The organism is Parageobacillus caldoxylosilyticus (assembly GCF_019272935.1).
Classification (GTDB): Bacteria; Bacillota; Bacilli; order Bacillales; family Anoxybacillaceae; genus Saccharococcus; species Saccharococcus caldoxylosilyticus.
In genome coordinates this window covers 3,397,319-3,417,781 of the sequence record NZ_CP040553.1, presented here as the reverse complement: position 1 = coordinate 3,417,781, position 20,463 = coordinate 3,397,319, and the positions used below count along the sequence as shown (strand labels likewise).

19 protein-coding genes and 2 pseudogenes are annotated in these 20,463 nt (G+C 41.8%); all 21 read right to left on the bottom strand.

The genetic code is table 11. From position 1 onward, the window contains the following. Nucleotides 1–135: 135 nt before the first annotated feature. A pseudogene (locus BV455_RS17480) lies at nucleotides 136–722 on the bottom strand (aldehyde dehydrogenase family protein); the annotation flags it as partial. Between the two features lie 5 nt (nucleotides 723–727). Beyond that, nucleotides 728–2,062: a GntP family permease gene (locus tag BV455_RS17475; RefSeq protein ID WP_017437306.1), complete on the bottom strand. Its 1,335-nt coding sequence runs from the start codon at nucleotides 2,060–2,062 to the stop codon at nucleotides 728–730. Between the two features lie 20 nt (nucleotides 2,063–2,082). Further along, entirely contained in the window at nucleotides 2,083–3,279 is a 1,197-nt protein-coding gene (locus BV455_RS17470) for an iron-containing alcohol dehydrogenase (protein ID WP_042410622.1), read from the bottom strand. Between the two features lie 175 nt (nucleotides 3,280–3,454). After that, nucleotides 3,455–5,185 (bottom strand): sigma 54-interacting transcriptional regulator, encoded by a 1,731-nt coding sequence (locus tag BV455_RS17465; protein ID WP_218687479.1) that lies wholly within the window; start codon nucleotides 5,183–5,185, stop codon nucleotides 3,455–3,457. Nucleotides 5,186–5,306: 121 nt separating this feature from the next. Beyond that, a pseudogene (locus BV455_RS21010) lies at nucleotides 5,307–5,459 on the bottom strand (aldo/keto reductase); the annotation flags it as partial. Then, the gene (locus BV455_RS17460) at nucleotides 5,460–6,464 is read right to left on the bottom strand and encodes a C-terminal binding protein (RefSeq protein WP_218687478.1); all 1,005 of its coding nucleotides are present in this window, start codon (nucleotides 6,462–6,464) and stop codon (nucleotides 5,460–5,462) included. A gap of 239 nt (nucleotides 6,465–6,703) precedes the next feature. After that, complete coding sequence (gene dgoD / locus BV455_RS17455; protein ID WP_017437302.1) at nucleotides 6,704–7,852, bottom strand: galactonate dehydratase; 1,149 nt, start codon at nucleotides 7,850–7,852, stop codon at nucleotides 6,704–6,706. Continuing rightward, nucleotides 7,839–8,513: a bifunctional 4-hydroxy-2-oxoglutarate aldolase/2-dehydro-3-deoxy-phosphogluconate aldolase gene (locus tag BV455_RS17450; RefSeq protein ID WP_042410630.1), complete on the bottom strand. Its 675-nt coding sequence runs from the start codon at nucleotides 8,511–8,513 to the stop codon at nucleotides 7,839–7,841. Before BV455_RS17450 ends, dgoD begins: the two co-directional genes overlap by 14 nt. Before the next feature lie 13 nt (nucleotides 8,514–8,526). Then, on the bottom strand, nucleotides 8,527–9,486 hold the full coding sequence (locus BV455_RS17445) for a sugar kinase (RefSeq protein ID WP_218687477.1): 960 nt from the start codon (nucleotides 9,484–9,486) through the stop codon (nucleotides 8,527–8,529). Nucleotides 9,487–9,797: 311 nt separating this feature from the next. Then, a complete protein-coding gene (locus BV455_RS17440) occupies nucleotides 9,798–10,964 on the bottom strand; it encodes a UxaA family hydrolase (RefSeq protein ID WP_042410633.1) in 1,167 nt (388 codons plus the stop codon). Continuing rightward, a complete protein-coding gene (locus tag BV455_RS17435; RefSeq protein ID WP_218687476.1) occupies nucleotides 10,936–11,259 on the bottom strand; it encodes a UxaA family hydrolase in 324 nt (107 codons plus the stop codon). Before BV455_RS17435 ends, BV455_RS17440 begins: the two co-directional genes overlap by 29 nt. Before the next feature lie 23 nt (nucleotides 11,260–11,282). Continuing rightward, on the bottom strand, nucleotides 11,283–12,236 hold the full coding sequence (locus BV455_RS17430) for a U32 family peptidase (protein WP_017437297.1): 954 nt from the start codon (nucleotides 12,234–12,236) through the stop codon (nucleotides 11,283–11,285). A gap of 104 nt (nucleotides 12,237–12,340) precedes the next feature. Next, nucleotides 12,341–12,880: a dihydrodipicolinate synthase family protein gene (locus BV455_RS20705; protein ID WP_280638358.1), complete on the bottom strand. Its 540-nt coding sequence runs from the start codon at nucleotides 12,878–12,880 to the stop codon at nucleotides 12,341–12,343. Nucleotides 12,881–12,906: 26 nt separating this feature from the next. Beyond that, nucleotides 12,907–13,290 (bottom strand): dihydrodipicolinate synthase family protein, encoded by a 384-nt coding sequence (locus BV455_RS20700; RefSeq protein WP_280638357.1) that lies wholly within the window; start codon nucleotides 13,288–13,290, stop codon nucleotides 12,907–12,909. A gap of 24 nt (nucleotides 13,291–13,314) precedes the next feature. Beyond that, complete coding sequence (locus tag BV455_RS17420) at nucleotides 13,315–13,944, bottom strand: urease accessory protein (protein WP_218687475.1); 630 nt, start codon at nucleotides 13,942–13,944, stop codon at nucleotides 13,315–13,317. Beyond that, nucleotides 13,944–15,215 carry a nickel pincer cofactor biosynthesis protein LarC gene (gene larC / locus BV455_RS17415; RefSeq protein ID WP_218687474.1) on the bottom strand — a complete coding sequence of 424 codons (1,272 nt, stop codon included), beginning with the start codon at nucleotides 15,213–15,215 and terminating at the stop codon, nucleotides 13,944–13,946. Before larC ends, BV455_RS17420 begins: the two co-directional genes overlap by 1 nt. Next, entirely contained in the window at nucleotides 15,196–16,020 is an 825-nt protein-coding gene (gene larB / locus BV455_RS17410) for a nickel pincer cofactor biosynthesis protein LarB (RefSeq protein ID WP_218687473.1), read from the bottom strand. Before larB ends, larC begins: the two co-directional genes overlap by 20 nt. Continuing rightward, nucleotides 16,017–16,844 carry an ATP-dependent sacrificial sulfur transferase LarE gene (larE, locus tag BV455_RS17405; RefSeq protein WP_061579501.1) on the bottom strand — a complete coding sequence of 276 codons (828 nt, stop codon included), beginning with the start codon at nucleotides 16,842–16,844 and terminating at the stop codon, nucleotides 16,017–16,019. Before larE ends, larB begins: the two co-directional genes overlap by 4 nt. Before the next feature lie 128 nt (nucleotides 16,845–16,972). After that, complete coding sequence (gene gucD / locus BV455_RS17400; protein WP_218687472.1) at nucleotides 16,973–18,439, bottom strand: alpha-ketoglutaric semialdehyde dehydrogenase GucD; 1,467 nt, start codon at nucleotides 18,437–18,439, stop codon at nucleotides 16,973–16,975. Between the two features lie 87 nt (nucleotides 18,440–18,526). Continuing rightward, the gene (locus tag BV455_RS17395) at nucleotides 18,527–19,426 is read right to left on the bottom strand and encodes a fumarylacetoacetate hydrolase family protein (protein ID WP_218687471.1); all 900 of its coding nucleotides are present in this window, start codon (nucleotides 19,424–19,426) and stop codon (nucleotides 18,527–18,529) included. 74 nt (nucleotides 19,427–19,500) lie between these two features. Beyond that, complete coding sequence (locus tag BV455_RS17390) at nucleotides 19,501–20,277, bottom strand: IclR family transcriptional regulator (protein ID WP_017437289.1); 777 nt, start codon at nucleotides 20,275–20,277, stop codon at nucleotides 19,501–19,503. Nucleotides 20,278–20,463: the final 186 nt, after the last annotated feature.

The following is a 20,463-nucleotide window of genomic DNA, read 5'->3' as shown; positions in this document are numbered from 1 at the left end:
AAATAGGAGGTAATGGAGCCTTCCTACCATCGTCCCCTTATAGTAAACAGAATGAAACAAAGGTCAATACTGTTTACTATGGAGGGGATTTTTTTATAAAAAATTCAAAAAAGCATTTTGTGGAATTTAAATGAGAAATAGGAAGAAGGCCATCGGCGCCGGGACCGCCACGTTGACGCCAAGCATGCCGGCATCGATTTCTTCGTGGAATTGGCGGATCGCTTTGACGCTGTTGGTATAAATGCACGCGCCGTTTGCAAATTCGGACTGGTTGGCGCTTTGAATTGCTTCATCTAAATCCCGAGCCTCGAACCACCGACAAGACAGGATCAAAAATTTCATCCGTTCAAATCGTCATGCCCGGCTTCACATGGTCAAAAATCGTCGGGCCGATAAAATAGCCTTCCCCGCTGGTCGCAGCGTCGCGACGGCCGTCACGGGCAAGAAGCGCTCCTTCTTTTTCGCCGATTTCAATATATTTTAATTGTCCGTTCTTTATGCGATTCGCGAATGACAGGGCCTAAAAAGACATCTTTCTGCAATCCGTTGCCGATTTTCATCTCGTCCGCCGCTTTCTTCAAACGTTCCACAAGCCTATCGGCAATATCGCCGACAGCTACGACAACGGAACATGCCATGCATCGTTCCCCCACTGAACTAAATGCGGCATTGATCATGTTCGTAACGGCAAGATTCAAGTCGGCATCCGGCATCACAATTGAAATGGTTAGAAAATAGAATAAAGAATCACTGCAAGGAACATACCGATTAACGGAATCACAACAGAAAGAACAAAAATCGGTTTATACGTTCGCTCATGGGTTTCATGACAAACGGCGCGAATCGTTGTGACAATATAGCCGTTGTGCGGAAGCGAATCCAATCCTCCTGACGCTAAAGCGGATACTCGATGCATCGCTCCCGGATCAAGCCCTTTCGCCATATAAATCGGCGCTAAAATCGGCAGGGCAATGCCTAATCCTCCGGAGGCGGAGCCAGTCATTCCGCAAATGATGGTGACGCCAAGCGCCAAACCGAGAAGATCCGGACCAGGGAGGTGCACGAGCGCATTGACCGCCGTCTGAAACGCAGGAACATTTTTCGCTACGGTACCGAAGCCGACAACAGCGCATGTATTCGCTGCGGCCACTAGAGCGTCTTGGGCGCCAACTGCCATTGACTCCCAAAACTTACGGATAAATTTAGCATTTAATACCCAACATAACACAATTCCAAGAACAAGCGAAACGACTCCCGCCGATGTCGAAGAAATAAACTTCGCCAATATATTCAATGAAATGATGACAGTAATTAATGGAAGCAATGCGCACACAATGTGTGGAAGCGGACGGCTTTCTGTTTCTTCCAATGTGGAGGCGATTTCGTTTGCTGCCTCGTTCGCTATTGCTTCATGTCTATATGGAAGCGAAAATGTCTCTCCGTTTTCTTTTGCTTTTTGCACCGCGCGCGTTAAATAGACGGATCCTAAAACAGCAATGACAATGCCAATCAATATCCCAATCCATCCTCCCGCGCCCGGCGTAGTATGGAAAAATTGCGTTGGAATAATGTTTTGAATTTCCGGCGAATAAGGGGAAGTCATCGTAAAGGACACAGAACCGAACACCATCGCCGCCGGAATGAAGCGATGCGGCGTATTCGACTGACGAAACAACGACACGGCGATCGGATAGACGGAAAAGCCGACAACAAACAGACTTACGCCGCCATACGTCATAATCGCGCATGCCGCGACTACCGCCAACACCGCATGTTTGGCGCCAAATTTTGTTTTTACCCAATTGGCAATGGAGTCGGCTGCACCGGTGTCTTCCATGACTTTTCCAAAAATCGCGCCGGCTAAAAAGATGAGAAACCAACTGGCAAAATAGCCGGTAAATCCCGTCATATAGCTTTCCATCATCGCTTTTTCCAGGTTCAATCCGCCTGTAAGCGCTATCAAAACAGAACAAATAATCGCTGCAATGATAATGTTAATCCCCCGCATCGTCAAAAAGATTAATAAACCTAACGAGACAAATAACCCGACCATCCCTAACATAAAATTTCCCCCTCGCCTTTTTAGTGACGCATCACTTGATGATCGAATTGATAGTCATAGCAGACGTGATAAAGCTGGACAATTTCTTCGTGAGTCGGCACGCGCGGATTATTTCCCGGACTGCCGCTTGCTAGCGCATCGGCTGCCATTTTGTCAACGGCCTTGTCAAACTGCTCTTTTTCAATTCCCCATGTTTTCATATTTGGAATATGGAGATCCCGGCAGAGCTGCTTTACTTCCAAAATAAGCGCATCTGCTGCTTCTTCATCGGAAGCAGTCTTTAATTCTGGCTTGATCAGACGGGCGATCACTGCAAGTCTTTCTATCGCACTCTCTTTTGTAAATTCCAGCACCCCCGGCAGCAGCATCGCATTCGACACGCCATGCGGCACGTGAAATAGTGCCCCAATCGGTCGGGACATCCCATGGACAAGCGTCACCGATGCGTTCGAAAACGCAGCACCTGCCACCATCGCGCCAATTGCCATCTTCTCGCGTGCATCGATATCGTTGCCGTTTTCATACGATTTGCGCAAATTCCCCATGATCGCTTCCATCGCTGATAGCGCCAACACGTCGGTCACTGGATGGGCGCGCCGCGAAATATAGGCTTCGATCGCATGGCATAACGCGTCTACCCCTGTCGCCGCTGTCACCGCCGGCGGACACGATACGGTAAGAAGCGGATCGACAATCGCCACGGCAGGCAATAATTCTGGCTGGGAAATCATCATTTTGACGTTCGTTTTCGTATCAATGATAACCGTGACTTTCGTGACTTCGGAACCGGTTCCTGCAGTCGTCGGAACGGCGATGAGCGGAAGCGGTTTATTGACAAACGGCTTGACATTGCCAACATAATCGCTGATCGTTCCTTCATTTGTCATCATGACCGCCACCGCTTTCGCCGTATCAATACTGCTTCCTCCACCAATGGCAACGATGACGTCACACTGCTCTGTGCGGCAAACTTCAAGCGCTTCTTTCACATGAATATCGGTTGGCTCCGTATCTACTCCTGTATACTTGGCAAACGGAAGCGCTTCTTTCCGTAAATGCTCTTCACAAAGCGCGACATTGCCAAGCTGTTCCATAACCGGATCGCTGATAATAAGCACTTTGTTTCCAAACAGACGCGCTTGTTTTCCGACTTCGTTAAAAGCGCCGCGTCCATACAAAATCCGGCCCGGCATGAGAAGTTGATACACTTGTGACATCGTTTCTCCTCCCTCTTTCGTAACATTTTCAATATCATAATCATGCAAATGACATGCCAAACCGGAAGTCTGTTATTTACTAATCAATTTAAGTATTCAGTTTTTCATCAACACAATGATGCACCGACAATTCCCAGACATATCCCCGACATATTTGTACATGATTCCAACATGTTTATAGATTATATTTTTTTAGTTTTTCATAAAGAGTGGACCGATGCATGCCAAGTTTTCGCGCTGCCGCTGCTTTATTTCCTCTTTCCTCAATCAACGCTTGTTTAATTCTTTCCCGCTCATAAGCGTCTACTATTTCCCGCCAGTTTGTATCGGTCTGCACCACAATCTTTCTCTTTTCTCCCTCTTTATCGCCATGTTTTGCCAATCGCTGTGGGGAAAGAATATGGGCAGGCAAATGCTCCTTTTGGATTTTTTGACCATCGACCATGCCGACAAGCCATTCGACGACATTAACAAGCTCGCGAATATTTCCCGGCCATGAATAATCCATGAGCACTTGCATCGCCTCTTTTGTGAATTCTTTTTGTTTTAAACCGAACTGCTCGCAAATCCTTTCCATATGGTAGGCAAGCAAATAAGGGATATCCATTTTCCGCTCCCGCAGGGCAGGAATATGGATGCGAATAATATTGAGGCGGTAAAAAAGATCTTCTCGAAACTGCCCTTTTAGCACCATTTCCTCTAAATTTTTATTCGTAGCGGCAATGATGCGAACATCGAGCTCCATTTCCTCCACTCCGCCGACCCGCTCCACTTTTTTCTCCTCTAGGGCCCGCAATATTTTCGCTTGCATATATAGCGGCATATCGCCTATTTCATCCAAAAATAGCGTCCCTTTATGGGCGAGTTGAAACTTTCCCGGCTTTCCGCCTTTTTTCGCTCCGGTAAACGCCCCTTCTTCATATCCAAACAATTCTGCCTCGAGAAGCGATTCAGGGATTGCTGCACAATTGACGCTGATAAAATTGCCGTCAGCGTACGGACTCGATTGGTGAATCGCTTTCGCCAGCACTTCTTTTCCTGTTCCGCTTTCCCCGGTAATTAACACCGTGGATGGCACACGCGCTGCTCTTCTCACCATTTGTTTGATTTCTGCGATCACTGGGCTGCGGCCGATGATGCTGTTTAAGCCGAAAATTTGTTTTCTCGAAGGAGCAGCACGTTCTTCTTTTTCTTCCTTTCGGCTCGCCTCACGCGACAAATCCTGCAGGCGCTTAAAAATTTGGTAAACCTCGGAAACACCTTGGAAAATGAGGACTCCAATCGCCCCAATCACTTTTCCGTCGCGCCAGATTGGAATGCGGTGGACGACCATCGGCTGCCCGTAAATTTTTTGGATAAATCCTCTCTCTGGTATGCCGGATTCCAAACAAATATGTAGCCTCGTATTTTCAATAACCTCGGTGACATGCTTCCCAACGGCGTCTTCGCGGCGAATGCCAAGAAACTGGCAATAGGCCTTATTTATTTCCTGGATAATGCCATGCGCATCCACGACGACAATGCCTTCATAGGCCGAGTCAAGAACCGTTTTCATCGTTTCCACTATGCTTTGCGTCTCTTGCAGCTCTCGCTTGAGTCGCTCGACCATGGCGGTCAGCTCTGACACGGACGCACGGCTTACCTTTGGGGCATCAGCCGGATCCCTCCCTACCTGTTCGGCTTCTTTCTCTCCGTTCCATAGCGACTCTATAGTCGTTCGGCCATCCCATTTGTCCGCCACCGCTTTTAGCAATGTCCTGCATGTCAACCGGCCTATTTCCCTGCGCTGATAGTCGATTATCGGAACTTCGTTTACCTCAAAGCGGATAAACAGTTGCAACGCCTCGTTTAATGTCTGGTCAGCACGCAATACCATTTCTCCACGTTCATCCACATTGCCGCTCATACAAAGTCCCTCCTTCCCCATTTGTCTATTTTCGTATTTTTCGCCGCTGGCAAGAGAAATCCTTTATCTCCGCTTGTCATCATAAAAAAGAAGCAAGCCTCCCGCTTGCTTCTTTCTATGTTTATGCAAGAATTTGTTCAATTTTCTCAAGAACATCTTCCGTTAAGTCGATGTCCACGGCTTTGACGTTTTCTTCGACTTGTTCCGGCCGGCTGGCGCAATACCCAGGCAAGCGCAATTGGGAAAGGGTGATACCGAGTTTGGCGACTGCTTTTTATACGTACAATTCTTTTTCTCTTAAATGCACTTTCCCTTTCACGCTAGGATTCACTAAATATTTGGGATAATATCCCGATAATACATCAGCAACATTCTGGGCGGTTTTTCGTTTTAATTCACTTTCAGATTCCTCAGAGTACCAGGCAACATGCGGTGTAATAATCACATTCTCCATTTTAAGAAGAGGATTATCTGGTTGAATAGGCTCATATTCCGTAACATCTAGACCTGCACCTGCAATCTTTCCATCCTGCAAAGCGCGAATTAATGCAGCCTCATCAATAACAGAACCGCGGGCTGTATTTACAATAAATAGTTCCTTTTTCGCAAGATCAAATTGTTCGTCGCTGATCATTCCACGTGTATCTTTCGTCAACGGTGCATGGACGGAAATGTAATCAGATTGTTTAAATAGATCGTTTAATTCTACCAATTTAACATTCAATTGATGGGCTACCTCTTGCGAAATATATGGATCATAAGCAATGATATTCAAGCCAAAAGATTGTGCTTTTTTAGCCAATGCCTGTGGAATTCTTCCCAGTCCTACAAGTCCAAGTGTTCTGCCGCGTAATCGATAAATCGGTTTTCCTAAATTAAAATTCCACACTCCATTTTTCACTTCACTATTTAATTTGACAACTTTGCGCACCAATGAAAGCAATAAAGCAAAAGCATGGTCGGATACTTCATCTACCGAATAATCTGTTACGTTGGCAACAATGATGCCTTTTTGGGTAGCCGCGTCCACATCGACGGTATTGACACCTACCCCATATCGTGAGATAACTTTGCAGTTTTCTAAGTTTGCAATTACCTTCGCAGAGACAGGGGCATATTGATTAATAATCGCATCGGCATCTTTGCAGGCAGCGATTACTTCTTCCTCAGTACGGCACTGTACGGCTACGAAGTCTACATTCAATGAGGAAAGCACTTCTTGTTCAGGAGCTAATGTTTGAAATTCATAATCGGTAACCACTACTTTAAATTTTTTCATTTTTTCCCTCCCTACATTATTTATGTATTTTTCTGTACCTTCGTTCATCCATCGTAAAAGGCAGAGCAGACAAGCAATCATACTATGTTTACTATAGTTGCAACGAAAGCAATATATACTATACTGCATTCAACTTTAGGCTGCGGTACATGGTCAATACATAAAATTTAAAAATATCACTATCCTTATAATCTGTATCCACCTGAAAGAATATAGATAAAAATCCTTAAAAAGTATATCTACCATTCAGCAACTGAACCATCTTTATGGCGCCAAACAGGATTTTTCCAATTATGTCCTGTTTCTGCCATTTTCCTTACATACTCTTCGTTAATATCTATCCCTAATCCCGGCCCCTGTGGGATTTTTACATATCCATTTTTGTATTCAAGCACAGAAGAATCTACTAAATAATCTAAGAGATCGTTTCCTTGATTATAATGTATACCAAGGCTTTGTTCTTGAATAAAAGCGTTATAGGACACCGCATCGATTTGCAAAGAAGCTGCCAATGCAATTGGGCCTAACGGGCAATGAGGAGCTAACGCAACATCATAGGCTTCAGCCATCACAGCTATCTTTCTCACTTCGGTAATTCCCCCCGCGTGGGAAAGGTCGGGCTGAATAATATCTACATAGCCCTCGGATAAAATGGTTTTAAAATTCCAACGGGAAAACATTCTTTCTCCCGTTGCAATTGGAATGGTGGTATGCTTGGCAACCTCACGCAGCGCTTCGTTATGCTCCGGTAATACAGGTTCTTCGATAAACATAGGATGGTAAGGTTCTAGTTCTTTTGCTAAAATCTTTGCCATTGGTTTATGGACACGTCCATGAAAATCAATACCTATATCGAAGTCATCACCAGCTACTTGTCGAATTGTAGCAACCCTTTCTATAATTTCATCAATCTTTTTATGAGAATCAATATACTGAAGTTCCTCGGTAGCATTCATTTTTACGGCCGTAAATCCTGCATCTTTCGCCTTTTTTGCTGCTTCAGCGATATCGCTAGGGCGGTCTCCTCCAATCCAACTGTAAACACGGATAGAATCACGAACAGGACCACCTAGCAATTGATGAACGGGTGCGTTAAAATATTTCCCCTTTATATCCCAAAGCGCTTGATCGATTCCTGATATGGCACTCATTAAAATCGGGCCTCCGCGATAAAATCCACCTCGATAAAGAACGGTCCAGTGATCCTCGATCTTCAGCGGATCTTTTCCTATCAAATATTCACTTAATTCTTCTACCGCTGTTTTCACCGTATTTGCCCTTCCCTCTATAATCGGTTCACCCCAACCGACAATCCCTTCATCGGTGCTAATTTTGAGGAATAGCCATCGCGGTGGAACGATAAAAGTTTCAAATTTAGTAATCCTCATTTTGCACTTTCTCCTCCATAACCATCGCATTTCGTATTTTCTCGATAAACTTTTGTGCAGTTTCTTTCAAAATATCGAAGCGCCCCTCCTCAATTACTTGTTTATTAAGCAATGCGCTCCCCACTCCTACCGCTGCTGCACCACTTTGTATAAACTCTGCCACATTATCTAAAGACACACCGCCAGTCGGCATCATTGGAATATATCCTAACGGTCCACTTAATTCCTTAAAGTATTTAGGTCCTAGAGAACTAGCAGGAAATACCTTTAAAAGATCAGCACCTGCTTGATATGCTCTTACAATTTCAGTTGGTGTCATGGCACCAGGAATCGAAATTTTACCATATCGATTGGTTAAATAAATGGTCTCCTCGTCAAGTATCGGTGAAAAAATAAAATCTGAACCCGCCTCAATCGCTCTTTTAGCAGTTTGCGCATCAAGTACTGTTCCTGCACCAACGATAGCCTTTGTTCCAAATTTTTCTTTAAGATGAGTGATCATTTCAAAGCTTCCAGGGGTGTCCACCGTAACTTCTAGCACCTCTACCCCACCTTCTATCAATGCTTCTGCAATTTGGAAAATTTGAGATGGTTTTGGTTTTCTAATTACTGCGACTAACTTAGATTTCTTTAAGCGGTTTAGATTTGTAATCTTGTCCAAAACATCTTCCTCCTTACCGTTTTACACCTTGAAAGTGAATTACACCTTTCATAAACTCTTCCAATTCTTCACTGCTCGGCAACCCTTCAACGTCCCCACTTACTCCAACAACCATAGCTCCAACCGCATTTCCGCGTTTCACTGCCGAAAAAATAGGCTCATTTCTTAAAATTCCACTTATTACCCCCGCTGCAAATCCGTCGCCAGCTCCAACTGGATCTACTATTTGAGAGACAGGGAATCCTTTTACATAGCCACTTTCATTCCCAGATCGGTAGTATGCTCCCTTTTCCCCCATTTTGATGATGACAATTTTTTCTTTTCCAAAGAAATCCGCAATTTCCTCAGGAGTTTTCCGACCTGACAGTATTTCACCTTCATCCAATCCAGGTAAAATAATATCTGCTTCTTTGGCAATTTCTAATAAAACGGATCTCGCTTTCTCCATATTCCAAAGCTTTAATCGGATATTCGGATCAAAAACAATTTTCACCTCATGTTTTTTGGCAATTTCAATAGCCTTAAAAACTGTCTCCCTGCATGATGGGCTAAGGGCAGGGGTAATCCCCGTTAAATGAAGAAATTTCGCGCGAGCAATATAATCTTCATCAAGGTCATTGGGAGATAATAAACTAGCAGCAGAGTTTTTGCGATAATAATACACTTTTACATTTGTTGGTGAGTATTTCTCTTTGAAAAAAATACCTGTGGGAGCCTCATCTGTATAGATGCATCTAGAAGTGTCTACCCCTTCGCCTCTAATAAATTTGTGAATATATCTTCCAAAGGGATCATTACCTAATTTGCTAAACCAACCTACCGAGTGACCTAGTCTTCGCAACCCAATCGCTACATTGGATTCCGCTCCTCCAATCTGCTTATAAAATCTATCGCTATATTCGAGTGGAAGCGTGAGTTCGGGGGTAAATAAGGCCATTGTTTCCCCGAATGTTACAACATCAAGTTCTTTCACAATAAGTCCCCCCGTATGTTTTTGTGCTTGCCTGTTCCCGGCAAATAACATGAATTCAAAAGGTTTTACCGATAATCTCTTGAATGAATAGACACCAAAGAAATATTGGCATTTGAATTTTCCACTAACAAAGCGCAGATCTCTTGACTGTTAAAGGCAAGTCAATGGCTTGCCTTTTGGCAGCCGAAAAATAGATAGCACATTTCTTGCTCCAGAAGTTCGAATAGTCAAGAAAAACTTAATGGGTAAGGCATTTCTATAAATATTGCTCACAAATTCAATTATTAATAATATTCAAATATTTTTAACTACTAAAATGTTGGGCCAATTCTCCAAATGCCAAAATCATGTTGTTTTAGAATTTCTGCTTTCGTAAGCTTTCCAGAGGCTGTTAATAAAAGTTCGTTGAAAATTCTTTCGCCTACCGATTCTAGAGACTCCGTTCCTTCAATGATTGTTCCTGCATTAATGTCCATGTTTTCCCTCATTTTTTCAAACATCGGAGTATTGGTAGCAATTTTAATGACAGGTGCAATTGGCGAACCAGTTGGTGTTCCACGTCCACTTGTAAATAAGACGATTTGTGCCCCACCAGCAACCATTCCCGTCAGCTGTTCAATATCATGACCAGGGGTATCCATCCATACTAACCCTTTTTTTGTCGGCCGCTGAGCATAGTCGATTAACTCTTGCAAAGGTCTGGTACCAGCCTTGGCAGCCGCTCCAAGTGATTTCTCTTCTAGTGTTGTGAGGCCTCCCTTTCGATTCCCTGGACTTGGATTTCCGGTACGAATATCCACTCCCATCATGATTGCCCGTTTCTCCATCGCTTCAATGACTTGATATACTTTTTTAGCTACTCGGTCGTCAACAGCACGATTGGCTAAAAGGTGTTCTGCCCCAATTAGTTCGGTTGTTTCTGCTAAAATCACTGTTCCTCCTCTGTCAACAATCATGTCGCTTACATAACCAACTGCCGGGTTGGCTGAGAGCCCCGAACAGGCATCTGATCCTCCACATTCTGTTCCTACAATTAATTCGCTAATATCAAACGGTTCTCGGACTAAAGCAGAAGCATCTTGTACCATTTTCGTTGCAATTCGCGCCGCCTCTGCAACGGCTCCAAGCGTCCCCCCATGATCTTGAATGGATACCAGTTCAACCGGCTTGCCGCTTTTGGCAATTTCCTGGGCAACACTTCTCCCTTGGTGCGTCTCACAACCAAGTCCCATAACGATTACACCATACACGTTTGGATTGGTCCCCATTCCAACGTATGTGCGGAATGTTTGATCATAATCAACACCTACTTGAGCGCAACCATGCTGGTGAATAAAGGACACAGTACCATGAACAAGTTCTGTTACCTGTTTTGCTGCCTGTGTAGCGCAAACAATGGTAGGCAATATAAGCACATGATTGCGAACTCCCACTCGACCGTCAGGACGTCTATAACCCCAAAGCTGAGCTGTTTTCATTTATCTTATCTCCCCTTCCTCTTTTCCCCTCTACATTATGGATATGCACATGCTCACCTACGGCAATATCCTTAGAGGCAACTCCAATAACTTCCCCATATTTGAATATATCCTTGCCTTTCTTAATAGGAACAACAGCAAATTTATGCCCAAACTCAATATTTTCTTTGATTTCAATATCGTACTCTTTTCCCTGACATGTTACTTTTACTACACTGCCAGCAGGGATATAGTCTAAGGCAGTGGCAACATTATCTTTGGGATTCATCATAACAGTTCGGTAAAAAGACGTCATATAGCTTCTCCCCTTCTCCTCTTTCAAACCGTAGATTTTTTGAACGAGCCGATTACCGGGACACCCAACCCCTCTGCTCCTAGTTCAGACATCACTGCTTCCGGGTAGTATTGTTCAATAATCCGCATTCCTAATGCTGCTCGGCGAACTCTTTCGCGACATAGATCCATATTAATCGATTCCAGATGTCTACCTGATGGATATACATCTGGATGATTGCGTAACCCAAATTTAATGTAAACAGGTGATAAAATACGAATAATTTCCGGAATCTCATAATGTCTAATAAAACCGCCAAATCCGTCTGGTACCTCCACATATATATCAATTGGAATGTCAATTACTTGACGAATAGCCGCCAGTTTAGGCAAAGTCAAAGCGGTAGGAACGTTATACGTATCCGCGCCTAATTCCGCCATCAGCTTGATAGACACCGGGTTGGATGCCATCATTTGAACGGATACTTTAACCACAAAATTTTGCGGTAATATTCCTTGCTTTTTCATTTCCTTCGTTAAAAGCAACAAACCTTCATCAGCAACTAAAGCACCACGCAATCCTAAACTTGCTCCTCTTTTTAAATCCTCAATGGCATAAACCAGCTGATCGATTCCTTCGTGTCTAAGCCCCACAACTTTCCCTGAACTTGTAAATGGTTGGGCGCTAATATCCCATGTACCCCTAGGGCCGACAAAAAGGCTTAACTCCATCCCCCGATTCGCGCAAATCTGGCACATTTCCCTAATCTCATCATCTGTTAACAGCATAATTCCACTTCCCTGCGATACGCGGTGAATGGTTACTCCCAATCGGTCTGCCTCCTCAAGCGCTGCTTGTAAAGCACGTGGACCTTCTACACTTGGGATCTCAATACGGTATTGCGCCCCGTCAGGGAAACGTTTTGTAGACGTAGGAAGATCATAGAGATCGCTGCTTGGGTAGCCCAATGATTTAAGAAATTCTCTCGTTTCTTTCATAAATATAATGCATCCTTTCTCTTTTATTAAAATACGATTGATAGAAAATAATCTTAGTGTAGTGATAGAGAGCGGCTAATCGATTAGCTTCTTCGTTAGCAGTCCTATTTGCAGCCCTTCGCGTTTAGTTCTTCATTACTGTAGGAAAATAAATTATTTTGTTTTAGAAATAACTGAACCGCCTTTTTTAAGTCGTCGTATTCTGCGATAGGTAACCGTGGACTCGTTTGATGGCCTAAAATAAGCTGATGAACTGCTTCCTTAACCGCAATAAATAAAGGTTGGGAAAGCTCATAAATGGACATAAGCTTGAGGATGGATTCATTTAGAGTTAGCGCTGTTTGATATTGGCCAGCTTTAAAACTCTCAAATAATCGGACAGATAGTTCCGGCAAGAAAGTAGCAGTACCATTGATTCCGCCAGCTGCCCCCATTTGAAGCGCAGGAAGGAGAAGATCGTCGAAAGCGGCAAAAACAGAGAAATCTGCTCTTTGCTCCGCAATGCCAATTAATTGTCGAATATGCCCTAATCTTTCCGTCGTATCTTTAACTCCAACTATATTCTCTTGATCCATTGCTAACCTTAATATAAGGCTAGGGGATAAATCTTGACCTGTGAGTGAAGGAATATTGTATATAATCAAAGGAATTTTGATACTTTTAGCTACATTTACTTAGCTACATTTACATAATAGTCATATAATTGGCGCTCCGTATATTTCCAATAAAATGGATTTACCACTAGTACACCGTTAGCTCCGATATACTCAGCGTGTTGTGATAAATAAATAGTGTCCTTTAATGAGGCAGTTCCTGTACCAATTAAAACAGGGACACGCCCATCTACATATCGAACCATTTTTTCGACAAAAAGTTTTCTTTCTTCAACAGTCAAAGAAGAGAATTCCCCCATGCTTCCCATATAGAGCAATCCGTGAACGCCTTTTTTGATTAAATGATCCGCAAGCATATAATTGGCTTCCCAATCGAACTCTCCATCCTTATTAAATAACGTAACTACAGGTGGGATGATTCCTTTAAACTTATAATCCATTGCTTTCATCCTTCCAAAATAAATTTAAAATACCGTAACGATGTGGTATAAATAGTAAATTCCAAAACATATGCTAACTATCGATGATGCAAATTCCAGCGTCTTTTTTACATCAAAACGTTTCACACTTAGTACAATCGGAATAGCCAAAGCAGTAGTAAAACAGGACATTCCAATAATCGTCCCCGCTCCAAAAAACAAAATATATAAGACAGCACTCAACAGATTGTTTACGGTTGATAAGGCCAAGACAGTTAAGGCCGCGCTTCCTGCCAGTCCATGTATACTTCCAACAGCAACAGATTTCATATAAACGGCACTCGAATCATTGAAAATGCCTTTATTATAATTTCTATGTTTTTTCCCTAAAATCGAAGTAATACCTAAATAAACGAGCATCATTCCTACAATCATTTCAAAACATGACTCTATTTTTGGTGGTATTTGGAATTTAAGTGCAATAATCAATAATCCAACTATTAATAAAACAGAACTATGCCCAAGCCCCCAAAATACACCTGCTAGCAGGGAGCGAAACAAGCTTTTGCTTTTGCTGGCAATAGTTGAGACAGCTATTACGTGATCAGGCTCCAAAGAGTGTTTAATTCCTAAAAAAAGTCCGACCATTAAAGTTGAAAATACACCTAATTCCATTACGATTCTTCTCCCCTTGATCTTTTCCTAGCATATTCCACCGCCGCTGTATATACTTCTAAAAAAGCAGCTTGATGATCCGTAGCGGCTTTTTTTACATCCTCGTATTCTGGTACTTGTCTTATTATTTTTCCATTTTGAATAGCCTGTTTTACACGAATATTTCCATACGGTGTAGGAACACTTACACTATTTCTTCCTAGAATACTTCTTGTACATATATTTTTTCTGACACCAAGGGTTGTCGTTTCTTTGAAAATAAATTGTTCACATTCCTCTACACTATTGGACGAAGCCAAAACAGTAAGAAGGACCCCAGGGCGGTTTTTCTTCATAAAAATGGGTGTATAAAACACATCGAGTGCCCCTCTTTGAAAAAGCCCTTCCATTACATATCCCAACGCCTCCCCCGACATGTCATCTACATGGCACTCTAGAATATGAATGATCTCTTGTTGCAAAGGCAATGAATATTCATGTTCTAGCAAAGCATCAGCCATTTCGCCTACTACAACTCGTAAAACATTTGGCTGGTTCGGTAAATCACGTGTTCCTGCACCATACCCAATATACGATATGGTCATCGTCGGAATTGGTCCAAATGAAGTCACTTGACTTTTCACAATCCCTGCTCCCGTTGGGGTTGTTAACTCAAACGGCAATTTGCTAGCCTTGATTGGTACGTTTCGAAGTATCTCCAACGTCGCAGGAGCTGGAACAGGGTAGGTCCCATGCGCACAATCGATATATCCACTTCCAACCGGAATAGGAGAAGAAATGATTTGATCAATTTTAAGCTCTTCTAACGCGACAGCAGTGGCGACAATATCAACAATTGAGTCAATTGCACCTATCTCGTGGAAATGAACTTTTTCAACAGGAATATGATGGATTTTTGCCTCTGCCGTGGCAATAGCATGAAAAATTTGTTGACTGCGTTTCTTTACTTCCGGATGTAATTCCGAGTGATTGATCATATCGACTATGTAAGAATAATGCCGATGTGAATGCAGGGTTGAATGATTTAACGAGTCATGATGGTGGGAGTAGGCATCATGTTTGTCTCTGTAGTTATCATCCAGGATTACATCCAACTTTGTAGCAGAAATCCCCTTTTTTATAACCTTGCTCCATTGTAATTTATATCCTGAAATCGGAAGCTTTTTTAATTCTGTTTCAATCCGTTCCGGTGATACCCCCGCATCTACTAAAGCGCCAACCATCATATCGCCGCTAATTCCCGAAAAACAATCAAGATAGAGAATCTTCATTTCTCTCCTCCTCTTGTTTCATCGCCTTTACGATGGACTGTTCAATGACAGATAGAATAGTAGCAGCATAATATCCGGCCCCGAAACCGTTATCAATATTAACAACCGCAACTCCGCTAGCGCATGAATTTAACATAGTAAGCAAAGCGGAAATCCCTTGGAAATTAGCTCCATATCCCACACTTGTAGGTACAGCAATAACAGGTTTGGAAACAAGCCCTCCCACTACACTTGCAAGCGCCCCTTCCATACCTGCAACTACGATCACAACGTGTGCCTGTTCAATAACAGATGCTCTATCCAATAAACGATGAATACCAGCAACACCTACATCGTATACTCTCTTGACTTCGCAACCTAAAAACTCAGCGGTCACAGCAGCTTCTTCAGCGACAGCAAAATCGGATGTTCCTGCACTGACAACGGCTATGTATCCTTGTTTTTTTGTTTCCACATAGTCTTTAGAAACCCAATAAAAAACCCTTGCATCATGATGATAATGAAAGCATTCGAGAGGATAACGATCTTGTAAATTTATTATCAGATAATCTGCCTTTTCCTTATTAATCCGTGTAGCAAGTACTTTTTTGTGGAATTTCATTAATCTTTCGAAAATACCAAGTAAATGTTCTTTATTTTTCCCTTCTCCAAAAATTATTTCTGGGAAACCCTTCCTTTTTTCGCGGTGAATGTCCAACGTTGCATATCCAATATCATCGTATGTGCGCAATGTTTCGTATGCTTCTTCTACAGAGATATTCCCGCCTTTTAATTGCTCAAGTATTTCTCTAAGCGAATCCTTCATTTTACCATTCCTTTTTTCAAAACTTCATTCATACTTCCTGATCTATATCCTCCTAGGTCAAGGGTTACATATAGAAATCCCAGTTCTCTTAATTTATTATGGATTTCCTGATGATATTGAATGATACGCGGCATCTCTTCAGGAAAAACCTCAATTCTAGCTATTTCTCCATGATGGCGAACACGAACTTGATAAAAACCAAGCTCCAAAAGAAATTCTTCCGATTTATCAAGTTGATCGATTTTCTCTTTTGTAATTTTCGTTCCGTAAGGGATACGCGATGATAAGCAGGCAAAGGAAGGCTTATTCCATGTTTCTAGCCCCATTTCCTTTGACAATATTCGGATTTCATCTTTGTAAAACCTCGCTTCTTGGAGAGGACTCCGCACACCAAGCTGTCTTGCTGCTTTCAGTCCCGGACGGTATTCTCCTAAATCATCCATATTAGAACCGTCAACAATCGTATATACATCTCCATATTTCTTCACCAACTCTTTTAACTGTGTGTACAAATGATTCTTACAATGAAAGCAGCGGGTAAAGTCATTTTTGACAAAATCGGCATTTTCTAATTCATTTATTTGAAGCTTCAAGTGTTTGACACCTATTTGTTTGGCAAGCTTGGAGGCCAACTGTACTTCCCTAGTCGGAAACGTTTCTGAAACTGCAGTAACCGCCATCACGCGATCACCAAGTACTTGCTTTGCAATCGCTAACAGGAATGTACTATCTACTCCACCCGAAAAAGCCACCAATACGTTTCCCATATCTCTTAAGAGATGAATAAGATGCTCTTTTTTTGTCTCCAATAAGTTCTCTTCCAAATTTATATCCCTCCGTGGATACAGCTTCGTTTATCAAAAGATGGATACATACTATATTGGTCGCCGCACATATCTTTAATGAAGTGATAGGATGTTCCCCTCAAAATGGATGAGGGGAACACGATGATTTATGCTTTAACCAATACTGTTTTAATAGATGTAAAAAACTCTATTGCTGCTTGCCCTTGTTCTCTAGAATGAGAACTTGATTGTTTCATACCACCAAAAGGAGCTTGAAACTCCACTCCAGCTGTTTCGGCATTCACTTTTACTAATCCAGCTTCTATTTCATTAATAAACGAGAGAATGTTGCTAATATCTTTAGTATAAATGGATGCGCTTAACCCGTATTCTGTGTCATTGGCGAGTTCTAACGCTTCCTCGATGCTATGAACTTTGATCAATGCAAGCACAGGTCCAAATATTTCTTCCCGTGCAATAGTCATGTTTATGTCTACATTTTCAAAAATAGTCGGTTCTACATAAAAGCCGTTAGCGAATTCACCTTCTATACATCTTTTGCCGCCGTAAATTAAATCTGCCCCTTCTGCTTTTCCTTTTTCAATATAGGAGAGAACGGTATTTAATTGCGCCTCACTTACACATGGACCCATCCATGTTTCGCTGTCCATCCCATTTCCTATTTTTAGTTGCTTTACTTTTGCGAGAAGTTTTTCTTTAAATGTTTCATATACTTCGCTTTCCACAAAGACACGGCTTGTAGCAGTGCATTTCTGACCCGTTGAACGCAATCCCCCATTTATCGTTCCTTCGACAGCAAGATCCAAGTCCGCATCTTTAGCGACAATGACAGGATTTTTTCCTCCCATTTCAAGTTGGTATTTCGCGCCGCGTTCAAAAGCTGCTTTTCCCACCAGTTTTCCTACAGTATTTGAACCTGTAAACGTAACTCCGTTAATATCCGGATGATTCGCGATCCCTTGACCGATTACAGAACCCGGACCGCATATCATATTGACGACTCCCTTCGGAAAACCGGCTTCATGGAAACACTCCATCACTTTGGCAGCCGTTACAGCAGCTTCGCTTGCAGGTTTTAAAACAACTGTGTTTCCATATACAAGAGCAGGCGCCATCTTCCATATAGGAATAGCTACAGGGAAATTCCACGGCGAAATGACGCCAACGACTCCGAGCGGAACTCGCGTAGTGAACATTAAAGCCTCATTATCACTTGATGGAATAACATCGCCAATTTTTCTAACTCCTTCTCCGGCATAATAACGTAATATATGGACTCCCCTCATTGTTTCTGCTTTTGCTTCACCAAACGTCTTTCCCATTTCTCTTGTCATCGTTTCCGCAATTTCTTCGAGACGTCTTTCAAGAATATCTGCTGCTCTGTATAAATACTCCCCTCTCTCTACTCCGGATCGTTTCCGCCATGATTTTTGCGCCCGTTTCGCTGCGGCCACTGCCTCGTTTAAATCTTCTATAGATGAACGTTGAATATATCCAACAACTTCGTTTTTATTAGCCGGGTTTATGCTTGCTTCCACTTCATTCGTTACTGAACTTACCCATTCTCCATTGATATAGTTGAAATAGGTTTTTACTTCTGTTTGCACTGTCATAACAACTTCACTCCTATTCCCTATTATTTTTGAATATGGAAACCTAAATAACCTTGCTATCTGCAACATAAAGGAAAACTTTTATATTTACTTTACAACTGTTTTGTGTGCTAATGCTTTTACTGGATTTGAAAGCACACCTATTTCTGGAATTTCAATCTCAATACGATCCTGATCTTGAAGGGTGAAATGATTTGGCGGAACTATTGATGTACCCGTTAACAATACGGTTCCATCAAATACTTTGTTATCACGAATTAAGAAAGAAACTAATTCATCATATCTTCTTTTTAGTTGTCTTGTATTTGCACTTTCCTCTACTACAAGTTGGTTGTTTCGATATATACGGCACGTTATTTGAAGATCATACGGATTTTTTACCGTTTCAGAAAGTCGGATTGCTGGGCCAATCGAACAGGAATTCTTCCATATTTTAGCCTGTGGTAAATAAAGAGGATTTTCCCCTTCAATATCTCTGCAGCTCATATCATTACCAATCGTATATCCAACAATTTCCCCTTCTTTGGTTATCACTAAGCCCACTTCAGGTTCGGGAATTTGCCAGTTAGAATCACTCCGCAAATAAACCGGTTCATTAGGACCTATAGTACGGGCAGCGGTAGATTTCAAGAATATCTCAGGTCTTGCCGCGTTATATACCTTGTCGTAACATGTTTCACCACCATTTGCTTTATCTGTCGTTTCGTAATTTCTTGCTTCACGACTTTTTTCGTACGTTACACCTGAAGCCCAAACCTCAGGCGCAACAATCGGCACAAGCAGGTTTAATTGAGACAAATCTTTTTGCAAACTCTTTTTTCCGGTAATGAATCCATAAATATAATTTAAAGGGGTCAATCCGGCACTTTTTGCTTCATAAATAATATCTATAAAGTCGTTGAATGGAAGAGGGTATATTTGATTATCATCTGTAACAGCAGCTAATACGGCATCTGAATTTTCGTTTAAATATCGAATGATCCTCATACATTCGTCTCCTTTTGTTTTATATTAAAAAACTCTGTTTTATTATTTCGACAAAAAAGGGACCTAAATGGTATTTACAGATGTGAACTGCCATGTTTAGAATACCCCAACTCTTTAGAAATGAGATTAGCGGCATTTTTTAATAGCTGTACTTCTTCCTTAAGTACCAAATCATTGACTTTCGCAGACGGTTGGGATATGCTCATCGCCGCTATAACATTTCCAGAATGATCCCAAATAGGAACAGCTACACATGTAATACCTGGTTCGTTTTCTTCATTATCAAGCGCATAGCCATTTTTTCTAACTTTTTCGAGCTCGGCAAGAAATTGTTCTTCACTAGTGATAGTGTTAGCAGTATGACGCTTATAAACATACCCTTTTAAAAACTCTTTAAGTTCTTTATCATCTTTGAAAGCAATTAATGCTTTTCCTACCGCACTACTGTGAACAGGAACTCTCCTTCCAATCCTCGAATATAAAACTGTCCCCGAGGTTCCTTCTACCTTGTCAATATAAATTCCTTCTTTCCCATCAAGTATAACAAGATGAACGGTATTACCAGTTTTTACTGATATATCAATTAGGTGCTTCTTGGAAATTGCCCGAATATCAAGATGGCGAATCACTAAATTTCCTCTCTCAAACAATTTCATTCCCAATCTATACTTACCGTTTTCCGGGTTCTGCTCTATATAATGGTGGTGTTGGAGTGTTTTTAACAGTGAATGTACAGTACTTTTATGAAGTTGCATTTTTTCGCTAATATCCGTAATTTTTAACTCTGTTTCATATTCATCAAATAGATCTAAGATACGAAGAGCACGGTCAACAGATTGAATCAATGGCATATTCTTCACCCTCTTTAACAATGGATATTGGAACTATACCTGTGTTTTCTAGAACATTTTTAGCAATGAATTACTTTATAATTATAATATATAGAGAGTGAAGAATACTAACTAAAAATTCCTACTATTTTTATTTTTTGTTGTTTGAGTATCATTGTTCGGCACTTAATAATATCCCTCACCTCC

What these genes read in the sequence shown, in the direction of transcription:
- larC (WP_218687474.1), bottom strand. Translation starts at nt 15,215, where the DNA reads ATGAAGATTCTCTATCTTGATTGTTTTTCGGGAATTAGCGGCGATATG.
- BV455_RS17440 (WP_042410633.1), bottom strand. Translation starts at nt 10,964, where the DNA reads ATGAAAACAGCTCAGCTTTGGGGTTATAGACGTCCTGACGGTCGAGTG.
- larB (WP_218687473.1), bottom strand. Translation starts at nt 16,020, where the DNA reads ATGAAGGATTCGCTTAGAGAAATACTTGAGCAATTAAAAGGCGGGAAT.
- BV455_RS17460 (WP_218687478.1), bottom strand. Translation starts at nt 6,464, where the DNA reads ATGAAAAAATTTAAAGTAGTGGTTACCGATTATGAATTTCAAACATTA.
- BV455_RS17395 (WP_218687471.1), bottom strand. Translation starts at nt 19,426, where the DNA reads ATGAGGATCATTCGATATTTAAACGAAAATTCAGATGCCGTATTAGCT.
- BV455_RS17465 (WP_218687479.1), bottom strand. Translation starts at nt 5,185, where the DNA reads ATGAGCGGCAATGTGGATGAACGTGGAGAAATGGTATTGCGTGCTGAC.
- BV455_RS17470 (WP_042410622.1), bottom strand. Translation starts at nt 3,279, where the DNA reads ATGTCACAAGTGTATCAACTTCTCATGCCGGGCCGGATTTTGTATGGA.
- gucD (WP_218687472.1), bottom strand. Translation starts at nt 18,439, where the DNA reads ATGACAGTGCAAACAGAAGTAAAAACCTATTTCAACTATATCAATGGA.
- dgoD (WP_017437302.1), bottom strand. Translation starts at nt 7,852, where the DNA reads ATGAGGATTACTAAATTTGAAACTTTTATCGTTCCACCGCGATGGCTA.
- BV455_RS17390 (WP_017437289.1), bottom strand. Translation starts at nt 20,277, where the DNA reads ATGCCATTGATTCAATCTGTTGACCGTGCTCTTCGTATCTTAGATCTA.
- BV455_RS17430 (WP_017437297.1), bottom strand. Translation starts at nt 12,236, where the DNA reads ATGAAAGAAACGAGAGAATTTCTTAAATCATTGGGCTACCCAAGCAGC.
- BV455_RS17420 (WP_218687475.1), bottom strand. Translation starts at nt 13,944, where the DNA reads ATGGAATTAGGTGTATTTTCAACTTTAATGGTCGGACTTTTTTTAGGA.
- BV455_RS17475 (WP_017437306.1), bottom strand. Translation starts at nt 2,062, where the DNA reads ATGTTAGGGATGGTCGGGTTATTTGTCTCGTTAGGTTTATTAATCTTT.
- BV455_RS20700 (WP_280638357.1), bottom strand. Translation starts at nt 13,290, where the DNA reads ATGGATTATAAGTTTAAAGGAATCATCCCACCTGTAGTTACGTTATTT.
- BV455_RS17435 (WP_218687476.1), bottom strand. Translation starts at nt 11,259, where the DNA reads ATGACGTCTTTTTACCGAACTGTTATGATGAATCCCAAAGATAATGTT.